At 62.5% G+C, this 15,233-nt stretch carries 13 protein-coding genes; 5 read left to right on the top strand and 8 right to left on the bottom strand.

Features of this window, described 5'->3' with window-relative positions; genetic code table 11:
• Positions 1-59: 59 nt before the first annotated feature.
• Positions 60-467, bottom strand: coding sequence for a PaaI family thioesterase (locus tag ACN0X6_RS00545; protein WP_417701220.1), 408 nt, complete (start codon positions 465-467; stop codon positions 60-62).
• A gap of 130 nt (positions 468-597) precedes the next feature.
• Between ACN0X6_RS00545 and ACN0X6_RS00540 the strand changes: the two genes are divergently transcribed.
• Together ACN0X6_RS00540 and ACN0X6_RS00535 are read left to right on the top strand one after the other, a co-directional pair.
• On the top strand, positions 598-2,313 hold the full coding sequence (locus ACN0X6_RS00540; RefSeq protein WP_417701218.1) for a proline--tRNA ligase: 1,716 nt from the start codon (positions 598-600) through the stop codon (positions 2,311-2,313).
• A gap of 20 nt (positions 2,314-2,333) precedes the next feature.
• Positions 2,334-3,290 carry a hypothetical protein gene (locus ACN0X6_RS00535; protein WP_417701216.1) on the top strand — a complete coding sequence of 319 codons (957 nt, stop codon included), beginning with the start codon at positions 2,334-2,336 and terminating at the stop codon, positions 3,288-3,290.
• A 158-nt stretch (positions 3,291-3,448) separates the two neighbouring features.
• Here the strand turns inward: ACN0X6_RS00535 and ACN0X6_RS00530 are convergent, their stop codons facing one another.
• Genes ACN0X6_RS00530 through ACN0X6_RS00520 form a run of 3 tightly spaced genes read right to left on the bottom strand, consistent with a single transcriptional unit; the run spans position 3,449 to position 5,374 of the window.
• Complete coding sequence (locus ACN0X6_RS00530; protein ID WP_417701214.1) at positions 3,449-4,270, bottom strand: aldo/keto reductase; 822 nt, start codon at positions 4,268-4,270, stop codon at positions 3,449-3,451.
• Complete coding sequence (locus tag ACN0X6_RS00525) at positions 4,257-4,691, bottom strand: VOC family protein (RefSeq protein WP_417701212.1); 435 nt, start codon at positions 4,689-4,691, stop codon at positions 4,257-4,259. The genes ACN0X6_RS00530 and ACN0X6_RS00525 overlap by 14 nt, the downstream gene beginning before the upstream one ends.
• 2 nt (positions 4,692-4,693) lie before the next feature.
• Complete coding sequence (locus ACN0X6_RS00520; RefSeq protein ID WP_417701210.1) at positions 4,694-5,374, bottom strand: class I SAM-dependent methyltransferase; 681 nt, start codon at positions 5,372-5,374, stop codon at positions 4,694-4,696.
• A gap of 195 nt (positions 5,375-5,569) precedes the next feature.
• Here ACN0X6_RS00520 and ACN0X6_RS00515 point away from each other — a divergent pair, with 195 nt between their 5' ends.
• Both ACN0X6_RS00515 and ACN0X6_RS00510 read left to right on the top strand, forming a co-directional pair.
• Positions 5,570-8,668: a transglycosylase domain-containing protein gene (locus ACN0X6_RS00515; protein WP_417701208.1), complete on the top strand. Its 3,099-nt coding sequence runs from the start codon at positions 5,570-5,572 to the stop codon at positions 8,666-8,668.
• Between the two features lie 95 nt (positions 8,669-8,763).
• The gene (locus tag ACN0X6_RS00510; protein WP_417701206.1) at positions 8,764-9,648 is read left to right on the top strand and encodes an alpha/beta hydrolase; all 885 of its coding nucleotides are present in this window, start codon (positions 8,764-8,766) and stop codon (positions 9,646-9,648) included.
• Between the two features lie 14 nt (positions 9,649-9,662).
• Here the strand turns inward: ACN0X6_RS00510 and ACN0X6_RS00505 are convergent, their stop codons facing one another.
• The 3 genes from ACN0X6_RS00505 to ACN0X6_RS00495 all read right to left on the bottom strand — a co-directional run bounded on the left by ACN0X6_RS00505 (position 9,663) and on the right by ACN0X6_RS00495 (position 13,063).
• The gene (locus ACN0X6_RS00505; RefSeq protein ID WP_160020695.1) at positions 9,663-9,875 is read right to left on the bottom strand and encodes a VF530 family DNA-binding protein; all 213 of its coding nucleotides are present in this window, start codon (positions 9,873-9,875) and stop codon (positions 9,663-9,665) included.
• Between the two features lie 100 nt (positions 9,876-9,975).
• Positions 9,976-11,460, bottom strand: coding sequence for a sodium/proline symporter PutP (gene putP, locus ACN0X6_RS00500; RefSeq protein WP_417701204.1), 1,485 nt, complete (start codon positions 11,458-11,460; stop codon positions 9,976-9,978).
• A 469-nt stretch (positions 11,461-11,929) separates the two neighbouring features.
• Positions 11,930-13,063 (bottom strand): GNAT family N-acetyltransferase, encoded by a 1,134-nt coding sequence (locus tag ACN0X6_RS00495; RefSeq protein ID WP_417701202.1) that lies wholly within the window; start codon positions 13,061-13,063, stop codon positions 11,930-11,932.
• 96 nt (positions 13,064-13,159) lie between these two features.
• Between ACN0X6_RS00495 and ACN0X6_RS00490 the strand changes: the two genes are divergently transcribed.
• On the top strand, positions 13,160-13,765 hold the full coding sequence (locus tag ACN0X6_RS00490; RefSeq protein WP_417701201.1) for an inorganic diphosphatase: 606 nt from the start codon (positions 13,160-13,162) through the stop codon (positions 13,763-13,765).
• A 158-nt stretch (positions 13,766-13,923) separates the two neighbouring features.
• Here the strand turns inward: ACN0X6_RS00490 and ACN0X6_RS00485 are convergent, their stop codons facing one another.
• Entirely contained in the window at positions 13,924-15,213 is a 1,290-nt protein-coding gene (locus ACN0X6_RS00485) for an OprO/OprP family phosphate-selective porin (protein WP_417701199.1), read from the bottom strand.
• Positions 15,214-15,233 lie beyond the last annotated feature (20 nt).

Here is a 15,233-nt window from a genome sequence, read left to right as displayed (position 1 = left end):
GATAGCGGAATAAAAGAAACCCGGCCTTGGCCGGGTTTCTTTATTTCGGGTTCAGTGTTTCAAAGGGGCAGCGCATAAGTCCCCGTTACATGTGCAACCAGTTCATTCTCATTCCCGGCCGAATACAACGAAACTTCACAAACTGCCTGGCGCCGGCTCAAGCGAAGTATTCGTGCCTCGGCCAACAAGTCCACCGGTTTGGGTTTGACCAGGAAGTTGATGTTGAGATTGGACGTCACCGCCATTTCCACCCGGCCGAGACGCCCCAGTACCACCGCATACATCGCCGCATCCCCCAGCGCCATGATGGTCGGGCCCGATAGCGTGCCACCCGGACGCACCAATTTGGCGTGAAAAGGCACGCGCGCCAGCACACCCTTTTCATCGAGGCGGTCGATCCGCAGATCGATATCGTCCGCCATCGGCAGCCCTGCTCGAATCAGGGTCTGAACCTCAAGTGCAGTCAATCCCACTCTTCATTCCTCCCCGGCAAGCGCAGTAGCACTTTCGCACCTGCGCCCGTCCTGTACGCCACTGTATAGGCACCGTACAATGCCGGCCTATTCCAAGCCCTAGCAACCGACAGAACGGCCAAACATGCGTACCAGTCAGTTCCTGCTCTCGACCCTGAAAGAAACCCCTTCCGATGCCGTGGTGATCAGCCACCAGCTGATGCTGCGTGCCGGCATGATCCGCAAACTGGCCTCCGGCCTGTACACCTGGCTGCCGATGGGCCTGCGCGTGCTGCGCAAGGTCGAGACCGTGGTGCGCGAGGAAATGAACGCAGCCGGCGCGCTGGAAGTGCTGATGCCGGCCATTCAGCCTGCCGAGCTGTGGCAGGAATCCGGGCGCTGGGTGCAGTACGGCCCCGAGCTGCTGCGTGTGAAGGATCGTCATGATCGCGAGTTCTGCGTCGGCCCGACCCACGAAGAAGTGATCACCGACCTGGCCCGCAACGAGTTGAACAGCTACAAGCAGTTGCCGATCAACATGTACCAGATCCAGACCAAGTTCCGTGACGAGATCCGTCCGCGCTTCGGTCTGATGCGTGGCCGCGAGTTCATCATGAAGGACGCCTACTCCTTCCATGCCGACCAGGCTTGCCTGCAGGAAACCTATGACCGCATGCACCAGGCCTACTGCAACGTATTCAGCCGCCTGGGCTTGAACTTCCGCCCGGTACAGGCCGATACCGGCTCCATCGGCGGCACCGGCTCGCATGAGTTCCACGTACTGGCCGACTCTGGTGAAGACGATATCGCCTTCAGCAATGTCTCCGACTACGCCGCCAATATCGAGAAGGCCGAAGCCATCCCGCGCGAGAAAGAGCGCCTTGCAGCGACCGAAGCGATGCGCCTGGTCGACACCCCCGACACCAAGACCATCGACGCGCTGGTTCAGGGTTTTGGCCTGGCCATCGAGAAGACCATCAAGACCCTGGTGGTGCACGCCGCCGAAGAGGGCAAGCTGGTCGCCCTGATCGTGCGCGGCGACCACGAACTGAATGAGATCAAGGCTGCCAACCTGGAGCAGGTTGCCAGCCCGCTGCAGATGGCCAATGAAGCCGAGATTCGCGCCGCCATCGGTGCCGGCCCCGGTTCGCTGGGCCCGGTCAATCTGCCGATTCCCTGCATCATCGACCGCAGCGTTGCGCTGATGAGCGATTTCGCTGCCGGTGCCAACATCGAAGACAAGCACTACTTCGGCGTCAACTGGGAGCGCGACCTGCCGCTGCCCGAGGTTGCCGACCTGCGCAATGTCGTCGCCGGCGACCCCAGCCCGGATGGCCAGGGCACCCTGGAAATCAAGCGCGGCATCGAAGTCGGTCACATCTTCCAGCTCGGCACCAAGTACAGCGAGTCGATGAACTGCCAGGTACTCGGCGAGAACGGCAAGCCGGTCACCCTGACCATGGGCTGCTACGGCATCGGCGTTTCCCGCGTGGTGGCGGCTGCCATCGAGCAGAACTTCGACGAACGCGGCATCCGCTGGAACGATGCACTGGCACCGTTCCAGATCGCCCTGGTACCGCTGCGCTACGAAACCGAGCAGGTGCGCGAGGCCACCGACAAGCTGTATGCCGAGCTGACCGCCGCTGGCTACGAAGTGCTGCTGGATGATCGCGACAAGAAAACCAGCCCCGGCATCAAGTTCGCCGACATGGAGCTGATCGGCATTCCGCACCGCGTGGTCGTCAGCGACCGTGGCCTGGCCGAGGGTAACCTCGAGTACAAGAGCCGCGCCGAAACCGATGCGCAAGCCGTGCCGCTGGCCGATATCCTGCCCTTCCTGCAAGCCCGTATCAGCCGCTGATCGCGCCCTACCGAGACATCATGCACACGAGCAACAACCCTCGCCTGACCGGCGCCGCCTTGTGCGGCGCCCTCTTGATCAGCGGCTGCGCCAATCAGCTGCCGCAACGCAGCGAGCATGAGGAGCGTATCGAACGCAAACTGCTGGATCACCAGCTGCAGATCGATGCCGGCGAACCCAAGGTGCTGGAGCTACCGCAACGCCGCGTGCGCGTGCATGACCAGAAGAGCTACGAGGTCACAGCCTTCGAGGTGACCCGTCGCTACGACCGCTACACACCCTATCAGCCCTGGCGCGAGCTTTATGAAGTACCGATGGGCGCGGTAGCGGTGGTTGCGGGCGTGGGCGCCAACATACTCAACGTCGTGCTGCTCGGCAGCCTGCCGGAAACCGCTACCCGTGGCTGGATCAGCTACGGCATGGCCGGCCTGAACCCCTTCATGAACGTCGAGTCGAATGGCCGCGCCGAGCAGAACCTGGCGAGCATCGAGGAACAGCAGCGGGACCGTCGCATGGAGTACACCAACCTGCCCTGGTCCGAGCGCCCGGTGCAGGTCAAGGCGGGCGATCAGCAATTCGAACTGCTCACCGACGGCAGCGGGGTGCTGCGCCTCAACCTGCTCGACAGCCCGTTCAGTGAACAGGACATCGCGCGCCTGAACATGCTGCAACTGAGCGTCGAAGATCGCCTTGGCGACGATGTCGCGCGTGCGGAAACGACCCTTATGGTCAGCCACACCCTGCGCGGCAAACTGCGTGAAGCGCATGACCTGATCTTCGATGACCTCGAAGGCGGCGATGTCGAGCAGTGGGTACACCGGGTCAAACGCCTTTCCGATCTTGGCCTGGAAGAAGAGGCCAGCGAGCTGGAGCAAAGCCTGATCGAGCTGACCCGCAACGACCCTGAGTTGCAGGATGCCTTCCTCAAGGCACTGCTCAAGGATGCCGGGCGCCTGGCTGCCGACCCTGCCAACTGAGCCCCCACTCAGGCTCTTCAGGACGTCGCAGGGCAGTGCAGGCCCTGCACCACCCAACCCTTCAGCCGGCATCTGCCTGTCGGGCCTTGAGGGCGACGGACTCCAGCCTTGCGCTAAACTCGGTGCGCGCGGCGCACCCTACCGAGCGGCGTTGCGCTCTATATCATCTGCAGTTCTTGCTTGCGGCGCGGTGGCGGGAAAGCCGCGTCGAGCAAGACCAGATCATCCGCACTCAAGGCAATCGAAGCCGCCGCCGCGTTATCGCGCAGATGCGCGCTGCCCACGGCCTTGGGAATGGCGATCACACCTTCCTGCCTGAGCACCCAGGCCAGTGCGACCTGGGCCGGCGTAACCCCATGCCGCCGGGCCACCTCGAGCAGTGCCGATTCGTGCAGCAGCGTACCGGCCTGGCCTAGCGGACAGTAGGCCATCAGCGGCATGCCGACGCGTTGCTGCCAGGGCAGCAGGTCATACTCGATACCGCGCGCCTCCAGGTTGTACAACACCTGATTGGCCCGGCACGCAGCCTGATCCAGTTCGAGCAGATCATCCAGGTCTAAGTTGGAGACAGCCCAGGCGCCGATCTTGCCCTGCTCACGCAGGCGCTCGAAGCCTTCGACCGTTTCAGCCAGCGGATAGCGCCCGCTCCAGTGCAACAGATAGAGATCGAGACGCTCGCAAGCCAGCCGCGTCAGGCTGCGTTCACAGGCCGCCTGAACGCCATCCCGACTGGCGTTGTGCGGGTACACCTTGCTGACCAGAAACACCTCGTCTCGGCGTCCGGCGATAGCCTCGCCCACCACCCGTTCCGCGCCGCCTTCGCCGTACATCTCGGCGGTATCGATCAGGCTCATGCCCAGATCCAGCCCTTCACGCAGCGCCGCAACCTCACGCGCGCGCTGGCGTTCATCTTCGCCCATGCGCCAGGTTCCCTGGCCTATCACCGGTACCTGCACGCCGGCCAATTCAATTCTGCGCATCGATTTCTCCCAAGTGGGTTCTGACCAGGTCGTACCCTTCGCCACGCCATTGCAGCAAGCACAGCCCGTGACCGAAAGGGTCACTCAGCGTGACCAGCCGCCCCCAGTCATGTTCGTTGATTTCGCCTTCGGCTCGGGCACCTGCGGCAAGTGCCCGAGCGAGCGCTGCATCGAGGTCATCGACCACGACATCCAGGTGCAGCGGCATCCAGTGACGGCGGTAATCACGTTGTACGCCTGCCTCGGGGCAGGGTCGAGTGGCCGCGGCCTTGTGCAGCAGATAGAGCGGTACAGCTGCGCCAAGCAGCTCGACGACCGTACCGTCGAACAACAGACGCCCGACACTGAAACCGAACGCCTGCTGGTAGAAGGCAACCGCCGCAGGCAGATCGGGAACGTCGAGATTGAGCAGCACCTGCATGGTCACAGCGGCTTGAGCAACAGCAGCAGGGACACCGGCTGAACGCTCTCGGGATGCAACGGCTCCTGCAGCCACTCCAGGCGCCAGCCGGTTTCGCCGATCAGCGTCAGCCAGGATTGCAGGGTACGGAAGAACCAGGGCATCGGCGCCTGGAAACCCTCGCCGAAACCGACGAAATCCTCGACCCGCCAACCGTCCTGATAAGGCTCGCCATGGCTGGCCCGCCAGGGATGCAACGTCTGGATCAGCAAACTACCCCCCGGCGCCAGCAAATCGTGCAGGCTGCGCAGGATAGGCTGCAGCGGCTCTTCGAGCAGGGCGAAGTTGCAGACCAGCACCTCGAAACGCCCGAGCTGCTCGGCATGCTCCTGCAGCTCGGCATAACCACAGACGCGATACTGGCTACGCCCGTCGCACGCCGCGCGAGCCGCTTCGATCAGCGGCGCCGAGGCATCCACACCCACCGGCTCGATACCATGCTCGGCCAGGCCCCGGCACAGCCAGCCCTCGCCACAGCCGATATCCAGCACCCGCCGGGGTTGCAGCGCCAGGACAGCCTGGATGATCGCGGCATCGGTAACCAGGCGCCGGCTTTCGATGCGTTGCTCACGCACCGCAGCGGCCCAGGCATCGGCATTGGCCTGCCAGCTTTGCTGAAGCTGTTCTCGGTGGTCGCGCTGCATGCTGATTCCCTGCATTTGTGCGTTGACGCGAGTCTAGCGCCAACGGGCCGCCCCGACACGCTTTGCGTCAAAGCCGCCGGTCAACCGCGGTCACAGCGGCTAAGCTGATAACTAAGTAGACGAGGCGCCTGGGGTAAATCCCGGCGAGTGACAGTCTCGTGTTTCCGTGGAGCAGATAGGCCAAGCCGGTGGAATATGGGCGCGTTATGGCAATCGGATCCTCAACACCGTGACCTTGCGTCGAACGTCTTGCCGGCGGTCGATGACAAGCCGGCCCCGCGGCCACGCCGCTGGCGTCTGGTGCTTTACCTGCTACTGGCATCGGTGTTGGCCACTGCAGCCGCTGTGCTGTTTTTCGAGCTGCGCAGCGCACACTTCCAGGCCCGTGAATTGAGCCGCTATGCCGCCACGCTCACTTACCGTGTCGAGCCAGGGCCCAGCCCGGAGATTCTCTACCCGGCTGATGGCCCCTTCGACAAACGTCAGGGTTACGCCTACCTGCCACTGATGCTGGAGCGCCTACAGCAACGCGACTTCCTGATCAGCGAACAGGCGCGCTTCTCCCCGGCACTGATGGCCTACAGCCGTCGCGGCCTGTTCCCGCCCTTCGCCGAGAAAAGCCAAACCGGCCTCAGCATCAGCGATTGTCGTGGCACGCCCTTCTACGAGTTCCGCTATCCGCAACAGGGTTATGCCGATTTCGCCGGCATTGCGCCGCTGGTGGTGAGCAGCCTGCTGTTCATCGAGAACCGTCATCTGCTCGATAGCGATCAGCCACTGGCCAACCCGGCGGTGGACTGGCCACGGTTCGCCATGGCCGCGCTGTCGCAGATCGGCAAGGTGCTCGATGTGCAGGACCAGTCTGCCGGCGGCAGCACCCTGGCGACCCAGTTGGAGAAGTATCGGCACTCTCCCGACGGCCTGACGCTGTCGGCGAAAGAAAAACTGCGGCAGATGATCTCCGCCAGCGTGCGTGCCTACCAACAGGGACCAGAGACCCTCGAAGCACGTCAGACCATCGTGCGCGATTACCTCAATAGCGTACCGCTGTCCGCTGCGCCGGGGCATGGCGAGGTTCATGGCCTGGCCGATGGCCTGCGTATCTGGTATGGCGCGGATTTCGAGCGCAGCAATGCGCTGCTCGACCCTGCCCGCACGCCCGACGCCAGCATGGCTGAACGTGGCCTGGCCCTGCGCCAGGTGCTGTCGCTGATGATTGCCCAGCGGCGTCCCTCCTACTACCTGGCGCAAGGACGCAAGGAGATGGAGGCGCTGACGGAAAGTCATATCCGCCTGCTGGCTGCCGGCGGCCTGATCGACCCCGCACTGCGTGACGCGGCGCTTGCGCAGAAGCTGCAATACCGCGACTGGCAACTGGAGCCCACTCTACGGCCGGTGGAAAGCGACAAGGGCATCAGCGTGGCCCGCTCACGCCTGTCCAACCTGCTGGGCATGCCCCTGTACGACCTGGACCGCCTCGATCTGGCCGCACGCAGCACCCTGCAACGCGACCTTCAGCAGGAGGCCAGCACCTACCTGCAACGCCTGGCCGACCCCGAGTTCGCCGGCAAGATCGGCCTGTTCGGCGAGCGCCTGCTGTCCCCGGAAAAGACCGCCGAGGTGCGCTACAGCTTCACCCTGTTCGAGCGCACGGCAACTGGCAGTCGAGTGCGCGTGCAGACCGACAGCACCGATCAGCCGTTCGACATCAACGAAGGCAGCAAGCTGGAGCTGGGCTCCACCGCCAAGCTGCGGGTACTGGCGACCTATCTCGAAATCATCGCCGAGCTGCATCAGCGCCATGCCGACAAGAGCCCGGCCGAGCTGCGCAAGGTCGAGATCGCCGCGCAGGACTACCTGAGCCACTGGGCAGTCGCCTATCTGCAGGCCAACCCCGGCAGCGATCTGGCCAGCATGCTGGAGGCCGCACTGGAACGACGCTATTCGGCCAGCCCGCATGAGCGCTTCTTCACCGGTGGCGGCTTGCACACCTTCGGCAACTTCCGCCGCGAGGACAACGGGCGCAACCCGACCCTGCGGGAATCCCTGCGCGAGTCGATCAATCTGCCGTTCGTACGGCTGATGCGCGATCTGGTGCGCTACAGCACCTATCAGAACAGCGCCGAACTGCTCAAGGACGACAAGGACCCACGCCGCCAGGAATACCTGCAACGCTTCGCCGACCAGGAAGGGCGTACCTTCCTGCTGCGTTTCTGGCGCAAATATCAGGGCCAGCCGCCGCAGCAGCGTCTGGAGACCTTCATCAGCGGCCTGCTCCAGACTTCGGTGCGCCTGGGGGCCGTACACCGTTACCTGCTGCCGCAGGCCGATGAGGCCAGCTTCGCCGCGTTCCTGCGGGCGCAACTGCCACAGGAAAAACTCACCGATCAGCGCATCGCGCGCCTGTACAAGGACTACGGCCCTGGCGCCTACAGCCTGCCGGATCAGGGTTATATCGCTCGCGTGCATCCGCTGGAGCTTTGGCTGCTGAGCTATCTGATCGACAACCCGCAGGCCACCTTCAGCGACGCCGTGGCTGCCAGCGTCGACGAGCGCCAGGAGGTTTATGGCTGGCTGCTGCGCACCCGGCACAAGAGTGCCCGCGACAGCCGCATCCGCATCATGCTGGAGGTGGAGGCCTTCTCCGACATTCACCGACGCTGGAAGAACCTCGGCTATCCCTTCCAGCACCTGGTGCCCTCCCTGGCCACCGCCCTGGGCAGTTCCGGTGATCGCCCGGCGGCGCTGGCCGAACTGATGGGCATCATCCAGAACGACGGCATTCGCCAACCCGTGCTGCGCATCGACGAACTGCACTTTGCTGCCGACACGCCTTACGAGACGCGGGTCGAGCGCAACCCCCACGAAGCCAGACGGGTAATGCCCTCGGAAGTTGCCGCCGCGCTGCGCAATGCACTTTCCCAGGTGGTCGAAGGCGGCACCGCAAGGCGTCTGCAGGGCACCTTCCAGTTGCAGGACGGCCGTGACCTGACCCTGGGCGGCAAGACCGGCACCGGCGACAACCGCATTGAAAGCGTCGGCGCCGGCGGCCGAGTGATCAGTTCGCGAGCGATGAACCGCACGGCCACCTTCGTGTTCTTCCTCGGCCCGCGTCACTACGGCACCCTGACCGCGTTCGTGCCGGGACGCGAGGCGGAGCGCTTCACCTTCACCTCCGCCCTGCCGGTACAGGTACTCAAGGGCATGGCGCCGCTCCTCGCTCCCTATCTCGAACCTGGCAGCGCCACGCTCTGCAACACCCCGCTGAGTGCAGCGCAGATCAGCCGGCGGTAATACCTGGTAACCACGGCGACCAGCGGCTGGCGAAACCCGGCAGCGGATATGCAGTCCATGGCAGCACCATCCGTTGCCGTTCATGAGTATCGCCGATGTCCTCATCCTGGTTCGCCCTGCTGCGCCGCCGTCGCCTGAGCTTGATCATCCTGGCCTGCCTGCTGGTATTGCTGCCGATTGGCTGCGCCAAACTGGAGCAGACCGAGCGCGAGCTGGTGTTTCGCATCGAACCCGGCACCGCCCGCTGGTTCAGTGGTCTGCCGAGCGGCCTCGAGGAGGTGCAACTGCAGTCCGCGAACCTGACGGCCGATGAAAGCCTGCACGCCTGGTGGTGGCCAGCAGCGCGCAAGGATGCCCCGGCACTGCTCTACCTGCATGGTTCACGCTGGAACCTGACCGGCCAGCTGTTTCGCATCGAACAGCTGCATGCCATGGGCTTCTCGGTACTGGCAGTGGACTACCGCGGCTTCGGCCAGAGCCGTGGCGCCCTGCCCTCCGAGCGCAGCGTCTACCAGGACGCCCTGATCGCCTGGCAGCACCTGGCTCGCCTGCAGCCAGAGGCGGACAAGCGCTTCATCTACGGTCATTCACTGGGTGGCGCCGTGGCGGTCAACCTGGCACACGAACTGGCTGGCGAAGATGAGGCTGCTCAGGCCGCCGGCCTGATCGTCGAGTCCAGCTTCACCAACCTGGGTGATGTGGCGGCAGCGGTAACCAATACCTCGCTGCCGGTGCGCTGGCTGCTGTCGCAGGAGTTCGATTCGCTGGGCAAGATCGGTGAAGTAGGCATCCCGGTACTGATCGCCCACGGGCGCGACGACCGCTACGTGCCCTCGCGTTTCAGCGAGGCGCTGTTCGCCGCCGCCAACGAACCCAAGCAGCTGCTGCTGATCGACGGCGCCAACCACAACAACGGCCTGCGCATGGCCGGCAACAGCTATCGGCAGGCGTTGCGGACGCTGGGACTCGAATTCAACTGATGGCCTGAGCGACCTCAGGACTTGAATTGCTGCAGATAGAGTTCCTCGACCTTGGTCCGCGCCCAGGGCGTCTTGCGCAGAAAGGTCAGGCTCGACTTGATGCTTGGCTCGTGCTTGAAACAGCGCACATCGACCTGACGGGCCAACCCCTCCCAGCCGATGCGCTCCACCAGAGCGGTGAGAATCGCCTGCAGGGTCAGGCCATGGAGCGGGTCGTTGCTGGTCATGAAAGCATCCGTCGGAAAAGAGTGGGCATATCTTAGAACCCCAGTAACGAAAAAGGCGATGACTGCCGAGCAGTCATCGCCTTTGGTCAGGCCGGCAAGGTTACACCGACTTGTATTCGCTTTCGGCCTTGTCGAAGCGGTTCAGCATCGACTGGCTCGGCGCCTGGCCGATACGGCTGAAGATGACGATGGCCAGGGTAGCGAGGATGAAGCCCGGAATGATCTCGTACAGACCCAGACCAATCCAGTTCTTCCATACGATCACGGTGGCGGCACCGACCAGCATGCCAGCCAGGGCGCCATTGCGGGTCATGCCCTTCCACAGCAGGGACAGAATGACCACCGGACCGAACGCAGCGCCGAAGCCGGCCCAGGCGTAGGACACCAGGCCCAGGACGCGGTTGTCCGGGTTGGCCGCCAGGGCGATGGCGATCAACGCGACCAGCAGCACCATGGCGCGGCCGACCCAGACCAGCTCGGTCTGCGAAGCGTCTTTACGCAGGAAGGCCTTGTAGAAGTCTTCGGTCAGCGCACTGGAGCACACCAGCAGTTGGCAGCTCAGGGTGCTCATCACCGCAGCCAGGATGGCGGACAGCAGGATACCGGCGATCCAGGGGTTGAACAGCAGCTTGGCCAGCTCGATGAACACGCGCTCCGGGTTCTCGGCGACCGGGCCCGCCACTTCCGGGTTTGCCGCGAAGTAGGCGATACCGAAGAAACCTACGGCCACGGCACCCGCCAGGGTCAGGATCATCCAGGTCATGGAGATACGGCGGGCAGCCGGGATCGACTTGACCGAATCGGCGGCCATGAAGCGCGCCAGGATGTGCGGCTGGCCGAAGTAGCCCAGGCCCCAGGCCATCAGCGAGATCACACCCACGAAGGTGGCGCCCTTGAGCATGTCGAAGTTGGTGGCGTCGACCGCCTCGATGGCCACCATGGCCGGATCGAAGCCACCGGTGGCGATCATCACCACGATCGGGGTGAGGATCAGTGCGAAGATCATCAGCGTGGCCTGCACGGTGTCGGTCCAGCTCACCGCCAGGAAGCCACCGATGAAGGTGTAGGCGATGGTCGCTGCGGCGCCGGCCCACAGCGCAGTCTCGTAGGACATGCCGAAGGTGCTTTCGAACAGGCGAGCACCGGCCACCACGCCGGAGGCGCAGTAGATGGTGAAGAACACCAGGATCACCAGCGCCGAGAAGATGCGCAGGATACGGCTGTTGTCTTCGAAGCGATTGGTGAAGTAGTCAGGCAGGGTCAGGGCGTTGCCGTTGTGCTCGGTCTGCACGCGCAGACGGCCGGCGACGAACAACCAGTTGAGATAAGCACCGATGACCAGGCCAATGGCGATCCAGCTTTCGGAGATGCCGGCGACGAAGATCGCGCCCGGCAAGCCCATGAGCAGCCAGCCACTCATGTCGGAGGCGCCGGCGGACAGCGCGGTAACGAAGCTACCGAGGCTGCGGCCACCCAGGATGTAGTCGGAAAGGTTCTTGGTACGCAGATAGGCGATCAGGCCGATCAGCACCATGGCTGCGATGTACACCACGAAGGTGACGAGCATTGGAGTATTAGCTGTCATTTTGGGGGGCTCCCCTCTCGTTTGTTGTTCTCGGGCACCGTGCCCTGATTGGCAAAGTGCACCCGCTTTGGCGGATGCGGGGCTCCGGTCTCTCTTCCTCGTCACACCGATATCGAGTGGGCACGATCAAGGCAGATACCGGTGCAGTGAAAGTCCACCACCTCGTCACTGCATCGGCAAGTGCCTGGACACTTTCCCTGACCTCCCTGGCTTGCGCCTGCGGCCACCGAATCGCGTTACCACCAGCGTTCGACTGCATGAACCTCTCTTACTCGGTCTAGCCCAGCAATGCTGGTCTGACCAATAGACGCAGACAAAAACGGTCGTAACGAAAGTGAAGGGCGGAATTTAGTGGCAGACGCGAGCGGGCTTCTTGCTGAAAGCTCTGGAGTTTTTGCAGAAATCTCCGACTCGGGGAACTTCCGGCAAACAGCTGTTTCGGCCCTGCACCGATAACCTGATCGCTCGATCAGCCGTTATCAGGCTGGCGAAAAGGCAGATAGCTGCGCGCCTCTTGCGCGTAAACCCGCACGCCAGAGCGCTCCTGCTCGAGAAAGTCGGCCACAGCAGCCTGCAGCCCCGGGTGGCAGAGATAGTGCCACGAGCGGGTAATGACCGGCTCGAAACCGCGGATCAGTTTGTGCTCGCCCTGCGCCCCGGCATCGAAGCGCTGCAGACCTTCGGCGATGGCCAGCTCCATGCCCTGATAGAAGCAGGTTTCGAAATGCAGCCGGTCGAATTCGGCCAGACACCCCCAGTAGCGCCCATAGAAGGTATCACCATCGACCAGACTGAAGGCCATGGCCAGCGCGCGGCCATGCTGGGTGGCGAACACCACCCGAATCAGCTCGGGCATGCGTTCGGCCAACAGGCTGAAAAAGTCCCGCGTCAGATAAGGCGCCTGGCCACGCACGTGGTAGGTATTGGCGTAGCAGTGATAGACGAAATCCCAGTCTGCCTCGCTCAGTTCACGGCCCAGACGCCTGTCGAATTCGATGCCCTGCCCCGCCACCTGCTCACGCTCCTTGCGTATCTGCTTGCGTTTGCGCGAACTGAGCGCATCGAGAAAGTCCTGAAAATCACGGTAACCCCGATTGTGCCAATGGAACTGACAACCGAGGCGTTCCAGCCAATCCGGTCGTTGCGCCATCACCGCATCACAGGCCGAGCTGGTGAAGTTGATGTGCAGGCTCGACAACGCTTCCTTGCTCAAGCCGGCTGTCAGCGTGTCGAGCAACTCCCCCGCCGCATGGGCATCACCGAGCAAGCGCGCCCCGCTCACCGGGGAGAACGGCACGGCGCCCAGCAGCTTGGGGTAATAGTCGATACCGGCGCGCCGGCAAGCGTCGGCCCAGCCGTGATCGAACACGTATTCGCCGTAGGAGTGCTGCTTCAGATAAGCCGGCAACGCTGCCTGCACCTTGCCGTGCTCATCGCACCAGAGCCGGTGCGATGGCTGCCAGCCACTGCGGCCACCGACGCTGCCGCTGTCCTCCAGCGCACTGAGAAAGGCATGACGCAGAAAGGGTTGTGGCTGTAGCAGCAGCCCATCCCAGACGTCAGCGGGTAGCATTTGAAGCGAGTCGATGATGGTGAGGGGCATGAACTGAATCCCGGAAGCCAGACTGCAATATATCTCTAACAGGGCGCCGGCAAGATGACTGCCGGCTTATCAACCTCAATCTACTCGGGAGTCATCATGCGCAAATCACTGCTTGCCCTCGGCGTTGCCATCAGCTTCGGTGCTCCCAGCGCCCTCGCAGCGCCTGGTATCGTTCATCCCTTCCATGCCGCGCAGGCAAAAGACGCCCCCAATGAAGTGCACATGGCTGTCGAGATTCCAGCCGGCAGTATCATCAAATACGAGATCAACGAAGAAGGCCTGGTTTTCGTCGACCGTTTCCAGTCGATGCCGGTTGCCTATCCAGCCAACTATGGCTCGCTGCCACGTACTCTGGGTGGCGACAATGATCCACTCGATGCGCTGGTGCTCACTCGCGAAGCGCTGCACCCGGGTGTGCTGATCAAGTTCCGCCCGATCGCGGTGCTGCGCATGATCGATGGTGGTGAGGCGGACGAAAAGATCATCGGTGTCCCTGGCAGTGATGTCGATCCGACTTACGACAAGATCCTCGATGTCGATGACCTGCCGCTGATCGAACGCCAGCGCATCGAAGCGTTCTTTCGCGTCTACAAGCAATTGCCGGAAGGTCGCAAGAAAGTCGAACTCAATGGCTACGGCGATGCAGCCGAGGCGCGACAGCTTGTCGAAGAAGCACTGGAGCGTTTCCAGAAGCAGAACTGATCGCAGCGCTCAGAGAGCCCCAGCAGGTCTGGGGCTTTTTTTTGTTCAGGTGAAATGCATGGCGAATGAAATGGCGATGTCTTGCGTCCTGGCGCGCCAGGCTGGAAGCAATAAAAAACCCCGCACAAGGCGGGGTTCAAAGGAGCAGTGGAGATTGATCAGAAAACGTACTGTGCGCGCAGACTGATGGCATCGCCATCGTCGTCGCCATTTGCGTTTACCACGTCATCTACACTTGTCTTGAGATAGTTAGCAGAAATCTTTACTGCTTCGTTGGCGTACCAGTTCACACCAACAGTGTGGGTCTTGGCGCCGGCTTCAGCGCTATCGAGCGCACCAACATAACCACTCGGAGCTACGCCAGTTTCATCGACAGTGATGTCGTCAAAGCGATAGAAGACTTCCCAAGCGCCGACCTGCTTGTTGTTCGGCGTGATCTTGTCGAACTTGCCGCCATCGACCTTGTAGGAACGCGACTCGCCGGTGAGGGTGTAGGCCAGTTGCACGTTGTAACCAGAGGCTTCCAGATCTTCGAAACCTTCCTGAGCGTCAACGGTACGAGTCAGGTACTCGCCCTGAATCGAGAATGGGCCAATCATGTAAGCCGCTTCCAGGCCCCATGCCTGATCACTACCATCGGTCCTGGTGCCGCCGAAGGTAGCGCGGTTACCGTTGGCGGTATCTTCGGTGGTGCCACGTACGGACAGACGCGGGCGAATGCGCTCGAGGTAGCCTTCTTCAAGATCACGCGTACCGAAGTTGACGCCGAGGTGGAGTACCTGGTCTTTATCGGCAATCGGTGCCACCACGCCACGCAGGACGAAGGTGGTGTTGTTGGCGCCATCTTCGTCTTCCAGCAGGTCAACACCTTCACCGCCATCCTGACGATAGGCACCAGCCTCGCCATGGAACATGCCGACGGTGGCACGCAGGCGGATGCCTTCACCTTCTTCGTGGCCGTTCAGCCAAGGTGCCAGATCGTAAATCGAAGAACGCTCAATGGCAGTGATCCACTTGGAGCTGACGGCCTCTTCCAAGCCGAAGGTCGGTTTGATGCGACCAATCGACACCTGCACCGGCTTCCAGCCGTTGTAATGGATAGCCAGTTCGTCCCAGTTGCTCGAGTCGTTGGTGAAGTTGCGGTTGAAGGTGTAAGCCCAGTCGGTGAAGGCAACACCGGAAACTTCCAGGCGAGCACGGCGGAAATACGTTTCGTCTGCTCGTTCACCGTTACGGGTGTAGAAACCATCGAAGCTATCGGCATCCGCCTGGATGCGGCCGTTAATTTTGAAGGAAAACTGCTTGTCGGTGGTTCCGACCTCTAGGCCGCTCTTGGTCTTGATCACGATATCGGCGCCGTCAGTGGTGACAGTACCGGCGAAAGCCTGGGCGGAAACGGCCAGGGCCAGGGCGCTGGCTGCGAAACCGGCGAAGTGCTTACGGATCATCGAGAAATTCCCCTGTTGGA

It is taken from the genome of Pseudomonas sp. (assembly GCF_048269965.1).
Classification (GTDB): domain Bacteria; phylum Pseudomonadota; class Gammaproteobacteria; order Pseudomonadales; family Pseudomonadaceae; genus Aquipseudomonas.
The sequence above is the reverse complement of the archived record's forward strand: the minus strand, read 5'-3'. Positions and strand labels throughout refer to the sequence as shown.